The organism is Amycolatopsis sp. NPDC005961, assembly GCF_040629235.1.
Classification (GTDB): domain Bacteria; phylum Actinomycetota; class Actinomycetes; order Mycobacteriales; family Pseudonocardiaceae; genus Amycolatopsis; species Amycolatopsis camponoti.
This window is the reverse complement of record NZ_JBEXVF010000102.1, coordinates 22,713-30,164: the sequence shown is the minus strand read 5'-3', so window position 1 is coordinate 30,164 and position 7,452 is coordinate 22,713. Positions and strand designations below refer to the sequence as shown.

The window sequence follows — 7,452 nt, the reverse complement described above, 5'->3', positions numbered from 1 at the left end:
GGGAGGTCTTCGGCGGCGCCGCGCGGTTCGCCACCGACCCACCCGGCTTCGCCCGGGAACTGCGGGCCGCGCTCGAGGGTGCCGACCCGGCGCCCGGGCGGGCACTGGCCCGGGGCTACCGGTGGGCCGCGGCCGCCGATGCCCACCGGGACTTCTACCGGAGCCTGCGCGCCCGGTGACCCCGATCGGCCTCGGCCGAGGGCGGCGCGGGGTGAGTGCGGGCCAGCGGTAGCGATCTGTCCCTTGCGTGGACGACTGCGGAGACTTAGCCTCATTAAACTACAACTTGTAGCGCAATGGAGGCGGGATGCCCGGTCGTCACCGAGACCCCGAGCTGGAGAAGCGGCTCACGGCCGCGGCGTGGGCCCTGCTGCAGAGCCGGGGTTACGACGCGCTGAAGCTGACCGAGGTCGCCGCGCAGGCCCAGGCCCACCGCACCGACGTCTACCGGCGGTGGTCGAGCAAGGCGCAGCTCGTCGTCGACGTGCTGGCCGAGCACCTGCCGCCGGTATCCGGTCACGACACCGGATCGCTTCGCTCCGACCTGCGGGCCATCGTCGAGGACTTCGCGGCTTCCTGGTCCTCGTCCTGGATCGACGGGCTCATGGGGCTCGTCGCCGACCTGCACCGCGAGCCCGACGCCGAACTCGCCTTCCGGAAGATGGCCGAGGGCCGAGGCGAGCCGCTGCGCACCGCCCTCACCCGGGCGGTGGGGCGAGGTGAGCTCGGCGATCTTCCCGACCTGTCCCTCGCCGGAGATCTGATCGAGGGCCCGCTGATGCACCGCCGGATGCTGGGCCGGCAACCGCTGACGCCGGACTACCTCGACGCCGTCGCCGCCTTGGCCCACGGAGTGCTGACCGGGCCCGCGGTGGCTCGGTGAGCGGCCGACTCCACGAGCTTTCCGCCGTGGCGCAACTGGCCGCCCTGCGCACGGGCGACGTCAGCTCGCGCGAGCTGACGGAACACTACCTGGGACGCATCGAGAAGCTCGACGGCGAACTCGGCGCCTTCGCCACCGTCACGCCGGACCTCGCCCTCGAAGAGGCCGCCGGCGCGGATCGGCGCATCGCCCGGGGGGAGTGGTCGCCCCTGCTGGGACTTCCGTCGGGCATCAAGGACCTGTACCCGGCGGCGGGCGTGCGGACGACCTTCGGGTCGGCCGCGCTGGCGGACTTCACCCCGCCCGCCGACAGCTGGACGGCCGGGTTGCTGCGGCAAGCCGGTGCCGTGCTCGTCGGGAAGACCACCACCGCGGAGTTCGGCGCCACCTGCTACACCGACAACGACGTGACCGGGCGGCCGGCCGTCACCCCGTACGACCTGACGCGGTACGCGAGCGGTTCCAGCGGAGGCGCGGCCGCCGCGGTCGCCGCCGGGCTGCTGCCGCTGGCCCACGCGGGCGACGGGGCCGGGTCGACCCGCACGCCCGCGGCGACCTGCCACCTCGTCGGCGTCAAGCCCAGCCGCGGGCTGGTCAGCTCGTCGGTGCCGCCGACTTCGCCGACCAGCACGACGATCGAAGGCCCGATCGCCCGGACGGTCGAGGACGCCGCGCTGCTGCTGGACGTGCTGGCGCACCCTTGGAGCGGAGACCCGGACGGCTGGCGGGCCGACGGCAGCTTCGCCGACGCCGTCGGGCGGCCACCGGGACGCCGGCGCATCGCCGTGTGGACGGACCCGGGCTTCGCTGACGTCCGCCGGCATCCGGAGGTGGTCCGTGCCGTGGAGCGCACGGCTGTCCTGCTTCAGGAGCTGGGGCACGAGGTGCGGGAGGTGAAGATCCCGGCCGCCTGCGACGATCCGGTACGCCTGGCGCTGCGCACGCACTTCGCCGCTTCCGTGCACGCGGCCGTGCGGTCGCTGGTTCCGCCCGGCCGCCGGGGCCTCCTCCGGCCGTACACCCGGTACTTGTGGGCCGAAGGGGAAGCGCTTTCCGGCGCTGCTCTCTTCGCGGCGCACCGGGTGCTGGCGCAGTACGCAAGCGCTTTCGAGACGGCGCTGGCGAGCTTCGACGTCGCACTGACGCCGGTGACGAACGGGCCGCCGGCTCCCCTCGGGTACTTCGAGGCCGGCGGGGTGACGGGGATCGCCGACACGATGCTGGCCTGGTCGGCCCCGACGCCGTGGGCCAACTGGACCGGCCGGCCCGCGGTGTCCCTGCCGTCGCACCTCGACGGCAACGGCCTGCCGTACGGCGCGCAGCTCGTCGGACGCCGGCGTGACGACGCTTCGCTGCTCGCCCTCGCCGCCCAGCTCGAACGCTCGGCTCCGTGGAACGACGTCCATCCGTCCTGCTGGGATGATTGAGAGGCCACGCCTGATGAAAACGCACACGCACCGTCCAGGGAGCCCGGGCCACCTCGATCCCGGCGCGGGGCTGACCGAGGCGTTCGTCGCGCTGCCCGACGGGCGACGGCTGCGGTCCGTCACCGCCGGCGAGGGCGACGGACCGCTGGTCGTGTTCGAAGCCGGCATGAGCGCACCGGCCGCGTCGTGGGTGCACACCCAGCGCGAGATCGGCGCCCGCACCCGCACGGTGGCCTACGACCGGGCCGGGTACGGCGGAAGCGATCCGGACCCGCGGGACCGGACGATCGAACGGCTCGCCGACGACCTCGCCGGCCTCCTCGACGGCCTCGGGGAGACCCGGCCGGTGGTCCTCGTCGGGCACAGCTGGGGCGGACCCGTCATCCGGCTGCTCGCCGAACGCCGTCCGCACCGGGTCGCCGGCCTCGTCTTCGTCGACGCGACCGTCGCCGAGCTCGTGAGCGGCCGCGGCGCCCGGATCCTGTCCTGGTCGTTCGGCGCGCTGACGGTGCTCGCGCGCTTCGGTGGACGGAACCTGGTCGCGAAGCTGACCCAGCCGCGCTTCTCCGGCGCCATCGCCGAGTCCGATGTGGACGTCATCCTCCGCGACTACGCATGTGCCCGGGCGATGCGCGCCGGACGCCGCGAGGCGGCCCAGGTGGTCCCGGCGCTGGCGACGATGCGCCGTCTCCAGGCCGCCGGAACCCCGGCTGTGCCCACGATCTGCCTGCAGGCCGGGCGGGTCGACCGCGGGATGTCCCGGACCCGCCCCCGATTCAACCGGGTCGCGGCCGAGCTGATGGCCGCCGTGCCGGACGGTCGCGTGGTCGTCGTCGAAGACACCGGGCACCTCATCCCGCAGGAGAACCCCGCGGTCGTGCGCGAGGCGATCCTGGAGATCGTCGACGCCGTGGCAGGCCGGCGGTGATCCCCGAAGCGGTGGTGCCGCGGACCGAGGCGGCGGCCGGCCGGACGCCCACCGGGCCGGGACGTCTCATCGGGGCCTTGGTCGGCACGAACGCCGCCGGGTACATCAGCATCGCGGTGCCGATGAACCTGTTGCTGGTCACCCACCTCACCGCGATCGCCGGCGCCGGGGCGACGTCCGCGTTCAGCCTGGTGACGGGGATCGGCGGCCTCGTGGGCCTGCTGGCGAACCCGCTCGGCGGACGCATCAGCGACCGCACGGCCGCCCGGTTCGGCCGGCGCCGCACGTGGATCCTCACCGGCGGCCTCGGCGCGGCGGTCCTGCTGACGACCATGGGCTGGACGACCGAGGTCTGGCAGGTCGCGGTGGGCTGGGCGCTCATCACGACGCTGGTCATGTTCCAGCTCGCCGCGAGTGCCGCGCTGGCCGCCGACCAGGTGGCCCCGGAGCGGCGAGGGGCGGTGTCGGGAGTGGTGGCGTTCGTGGCCCTGGCCGGCCCGGCCGTGGGTTTCGCCGTGGTGAGCGCGCTGCCCGCCGTCCCCCGGCTGCAGTGGGGTGTGGTCGGCGGGCTGAGCGCGGCGGGCGTGCTGCTGGCCGTCCTGCTCGTGCGTGATCCCCGGCACCGGGCACCGGCGGGCGAACCGCGGCTGAGCGTGGCGGTCATCCTGCGTTCCTACTGGGTCAGCCCGCGCGAGCACCCCGCGTTCGGCTGGGCGTGGGCGGTGCGCTTCCTCATCACCGCGGCGTGGGCCGCCAACAGCTATCTGGCCTTCGTGTTCACGCAGCGGTTCGCCGTCCCGGCCGGGGCGGTACCGGGGATGATCTTCCTGCTGACCTTGATCGGGATCGCCTGCGTCGCGGTCACGGCCTGGCTGACCGGCTGGCTCTCCGACCGGATCCGGCGGCAGAAGCCGTTCGTGCTCGCCGGCGGCCTGGTGCTCGCCGCCGGGCTGGTCCTGGTGGCGCTCGCGCCGAGCATCCCGGTGGTGTACCTGGGCACCGCGGTCATGTCGCTGGGCTACGGCACCTTCCTGGCCACCGACTTCGCGCTCTGCCTGCGCATGCTGCCCGACCCCGAATCGGCGGGCAAGGACTTCGCGGTGCTCAACATCGCGAGCACGCTGCCGGTCGCGGTCGTGCCGTTCGTGGCGCCGGCCCTCCTCGCGGCGGGTGGGTTCTTCGCCATGTTCGCCTGCCTGGCCGTGCTCGGCGCGGCCGGGGCGGTGTGCGTGCTCCGCGTGCCGGATATCGGTCAGGAGGGGCAGCCGCGGTTCGCGGCGATCACGGCGAAGCGCGGCTGACGGCGGCCGGTCGTCCCGCCGGAGCGGGATGACCGGCCGGGCGGCAGATCCGGACCTCCGTCCGGATCTGCCGCGTCCCGCGAGTCTCTTGTGGACGGTGACGCGGCCGAGCAGCACGTCGGTTCGGACGACTTGCCTCGGCGGCCGCGGGCGTCCTGCGGGCTAACCCGCGAGGTCGAGGGCGATGTCGGTGATCATGTCCTCCTGGCCGCCGACCATGCCGCGCCGGCCGACCTCGACGAGGATCGCGCGGGTGTCCAGGCCGTACCGCACCGCGGCCGCCTCGGCGTGGCGCAGGAAGCTCGAGTAGACGCCCGCGTAGCCCAGGCTCAGCGTCTCGCGGTCGACCCGGACTTCGCGGTCCTGCAACGGGCGCACCAGGTCGTCGGCGGCGTCCATCAGGGGGAACAGTTCGCAGCCGTGGTCCCAGCCCATCAGGTCGGCCACCGCGATGAACGCTTCGAGGGGGCAGTTGCCCGCTCCGGCGCCCTGCCCGGCCAGGGAGGCGTCGACCCGGACCACGCCGTTCTCGACCGCGACGACGCTGTTGGCGACGCCCAGGGCGAGGTTGTGGTGGGCGTGGATACCGATCTGCGTCTCCGGTTCCAGGACGTCCCGGTAGGCGCGGACCCGGTCCCGGACGCCGTCCATGGTGAGGCGGCCGCCGGAGTCGGTGACGTAGACGCAGGCCGCGCCGTAGGACTCCATCAGCTTGGCCTGCTTCGCCAGCTCCTCCGGTCCGGCCATGTGCGACATCATCAGGAACCCCGCCACGTCCATGCCCAGATCGCGGGCCGCCCCGATGTGCTGGGCGGAGATGTCGGCCTCGGTGCAGTGGGTGGCGACCCGGACCGAGCGGACGCCGAGACGGTGAGCTTCCCGAAGGTCGTGCAGGGTGCCGATGCCGGGCAGCAGCAACGTGGTGGGGATGGCGCGGCGGGTGACGTCGCAGACCGCTTCGATCCATTCCCAGTCGGTGTGCGCGCCGACGCCGTAGTTGATGCTGGAGCCGGAAAGCCCGTCGCCGTGGGCGATCTCGATCGCGGCCACGCCCGCGGCGTCGAGGGCGCCGGCGATCGTGCGGGCCTGCTCGACGGTGTAGCGGTGCCGGATGGCGTGCATGCCGTCCCGCAGGGTGACGTCCTGGATGTACAGGTCGGTCATCGGAGGGCCTCCTGGTGCGTGGCCATGCGTTCGGCGGTCCGCAGCGCGGCCGAGGTCATGATGTCGAGGTTCCCCGCGTAGGCGGGCAGGTAGTGCGCGGCGCCCTCGACTTCGAGGAACACCGAGACCTTGACCGCGTCGCCGGCCGGGACCAGCCGGTGCAGGGGGTCGTCGGCCGTGACGGTCTCGAACTGGACCTTCTGCTTGAGCCGGTAGCCCGGAACGTAGGCCTGCACCCGCCCGACCATCTCTTCGATCGAGGCAGTGACGGCCTCGGTGCCTACAGCGTCCACATCGGACACCAGGCAGTGCACGGTGTCGCGCATGATCAGCGGCGGTTCGGCCGGGTTGAGGACGATGATCGCCTTGCCGCGCGTGGCGCCGCCGACCTTTTCGATCGCGGACGCGGTGGTTTCGGTGAACTCGTCGATGTTGGCCCGGGTCCCCGGCCCCGCCGAGCGTGAGGAGATGGACGCGATGATTTCGCCGTAGTGCACCGGCGTCACCGCGCGGACCGCGGCCACGATGGGGATGGTGGCCTGGCCGCCGCAGGTGACCATGTTGACGTTGGGGGCGTCGAGGTGCTCGCCGAGGTTGACCGGCGGGACGACGTAGGGCCCGATCGCGGCCGGGGTGAGGTCGATGACGGTGCGGCCGAGGCCGCGCAGCACCTCGTCGTGGTGGCGGTGCGCGCCGGCGGAAGTGGCGTCGAAGACGTACCGGACGTCGGCGAACTCGTCGAGCCGGACGAGGCCTTCGACGCCTTCGTGCGTGGTGGCGACCTTGAGGCGGCGGGCCCGGGCGAGGCCGTCGGAGTCCGGGTCGATCCCGGCCACGGCCGCGATGTCGAGCCGCTCGGACAGGCGCAGCACCTTGATCATCAGGTCGGTGCCGATGTTGCCCGAGCCGATGATGGCGACCTTCACGCTCATGCGGATTCCCCTTCGAAGCTGATCGTGACGTCGCCGAGCCCGGAGATCCGGGCGGTGAAGACGTCGCCGGGGGAGGCGGGCACCATCGGCCCGAGTGCGCCGGTGAGGACGACGTCGCCGGCGCGCAGGGGTTCGCCGCGGTGGGCGAGTGTCGTGGCGAGCCAGGCGGCGGCGGTGAGCGGGTCGCCCAGGCAGTCGCGGCCGGTGCCCTCCGACACGAGCTCGGTGCCGCGGTGCAGCCGCATTTCGACGTCGACGGGTTCGACGTCGTCGAGGGTCTCGCGGATGTCGCCGAGGACGAACATGCCCGAGGAAGCGTTGTCGGCGACCGTGTCGACGATGGTGATGTCCCAGCCGGCGATCCGGCTGTCCACGATCTCCAGCGCGGGGGCGAGGAACGCCGTCGCCGCGCGGACGTCGGCGACCGAGCAGTCCGGGCCGGGCAGGTCGGCGCCGAGGATCAGGGCGAGCTCCGCTTCCACCTTGGGCTGGAGCAGCCGGCCGGCGGGGACGGTGCCGTCGTGGTCGAGGGCCATGTCGGAGAACAGCGCGCCGAAGTCGGGTTGGTCGACGCCCAGCTGGCGCTGGACGGCCGGGGAGGTCAAGCCGATCTTGCGGCCGACCAGGCGGTGCCCGGCCGCGAGCCGGCGCTCGGTGTGCAGCCGCTGGACTTCGTAGGCGGCGTCGAGGTCGCCGTCGGCGAAGAGATCGCGGATCGGCGGACACGGTGTGGCCGTGGCGGCCGCGACCGCCAGCACCTCCGCGGCCTTGGGGACGGCCTCGTTCATCAGGGACCTCCGGAGCAGGCGATTGTGAC

Annotated in this window: 7 protein-coding genes; 4 read left to right on the top strand and 3 right to left on the bottom strand. The window is 73.3% G+C overall.

Features of this window, described 5'->3' with window-relative positions; translation table 11 throughout:
- Window positions 1–307 precede the first annotated feature (307 nt).
- The 4 genes from ABZ342_RS45480 to ABZ342_RS45465 are packed head-to-tail and all read left to right on the top strand — an operon-like array spanning window position 308 to window position 4,539.
- A complete protein-coding gene (locus tag ABZ342_RS45480; RefSeq protein WP_155546790.1) occupies window positions 308–883 on the top strand; it encodes a TetR/AcrR family transcriptional regulator in 576 nt (191 codons plus the stop codon).
- Window positions 880–2,310 carry an amidase gene (locus ABZ342_RS45475; RefSeq protein WP_360487305.1) on the top strand — a complete coding sequence of 477 codons (1,431 nt, stop codon included), beginning with the start codon at window positions 880–882 and terminating at the stop codon, window positions 2,308–2,310. Before ABZ342_RS45480 ends, ABZ342_RS45475 begins: the two co-directional genes overlap by 4 nt.
- A gap of 13 nt (window positions 2,311–2,323) precedes the next feature.
- Window positions 2,324–3,238: an alpha/beta hydrolase gene (locus ABZ342_RS45470; RefSeq protein WP_360487302.1), complete on the top strand. Its 915-nt coding sequence runs from the start codon at window positions 2,324–2,326 to the stop codon at window positions 3,236–3,238.
- Window positions 3,235–4,539, top strand: a complete 1,305-nt coding sequence (locus tag ABZ342_RS45465) for an MFS transporter (protein WP_360487299.1) — start codon at window positions 3,235–3,237, stop codon at window positions 4,537–4,539. The genes ABZ342_RS45470 and ABZ342_RS45465 overlap by 4 nt, the downstream gene beginning before the upstream one ends.
- A 162-nt stretch (window positions 4,540–4,701) precedes the next feature.
- On the opposite strand, the gene dmpG is transcribed toward ABZ342_RS45465, so the two are convergent.
- The 3 genes from dmpG to ABZ342_RS45450 are packed head-to-tail and all read right to left on the bottom strand — an operon-like array spanning window position 4,702 to window position 7,423.
- The gene (gene dmpG / locus ABZ342_RS45460) at window positions 4,702–5,703 is read right to left on the bottom strand and encodes a 4-hydroxy-2-oxovalerate aldolase (RefSeq protein ID WP_155546794.1); all 1,002 of its coding nucleotides are present in this window, start codon (window positions 5,701–5,703) and stop codon (window positions 4,702–4,704) included.
- Window positions 5,700–6,641: an acetaldehyde dehydrogenase (acetylating) gene (locus ABZ342_RS45455; RefSeq protein ID WP_360487309.1), complete on the bottom strand. Its 942-nt coding sequence runs from the start codon at window positions 6,639–6,641 to the stop codon at window positions 5,700–5,702. Before ABZ342_RS45455 ends, dmpG begins: the two co-directional genes overlap by 4 nt.
- Window positions 6,632–7,423 carry a fumarylacetoacetate hydrolase family protein gene (locus ABZ342_RS45450; protein WP_360487296.1) on the bottom strand — a complete coding sequence of 264 codons (792 nt, stop codon included), beginning with the start codon at window positions 7,421–7,423 and terminating at the stop codon, window positions 6,632–6,634. Before ABZ342_RS45450 ends, ABZ342_RS45455 begins: the two co-directional genes overlap by 10 nt.
- Window positions 7,424–7,452: the final 29 nt, after the last annotated feature.

Coding starts and splice junctions, on each gene's coding strand:
- ABZ342_RS45480 (WP_155546790.1), top strand. CDS start 308: ATGCCCGGTCGTCACCGAGACCCCGAGCTGGAGAAGCGGCTCACGGCC.
- ABZ342_RS45470 (WP_360487302.1), top strand. CDS start 2,324: ATGAAAACGCACACGCACCGTCCAGGGAGCCCGGGCCACCTCGATCCC.
- dmpG (WP_155546794.1), bottom strand. CDS start 5,703: ATGACCGACCTGTACATCCAGGACGTCACCCTGCGGGACGGCATGCAC.
- ABZ342_RS45450 (WP_360487296.1), bottom strand. CDS start 7,423: ATGAACGAGGCCGTCCCCAAGGCCGCGGAGGTGCTGGCGGTCGCGGCC.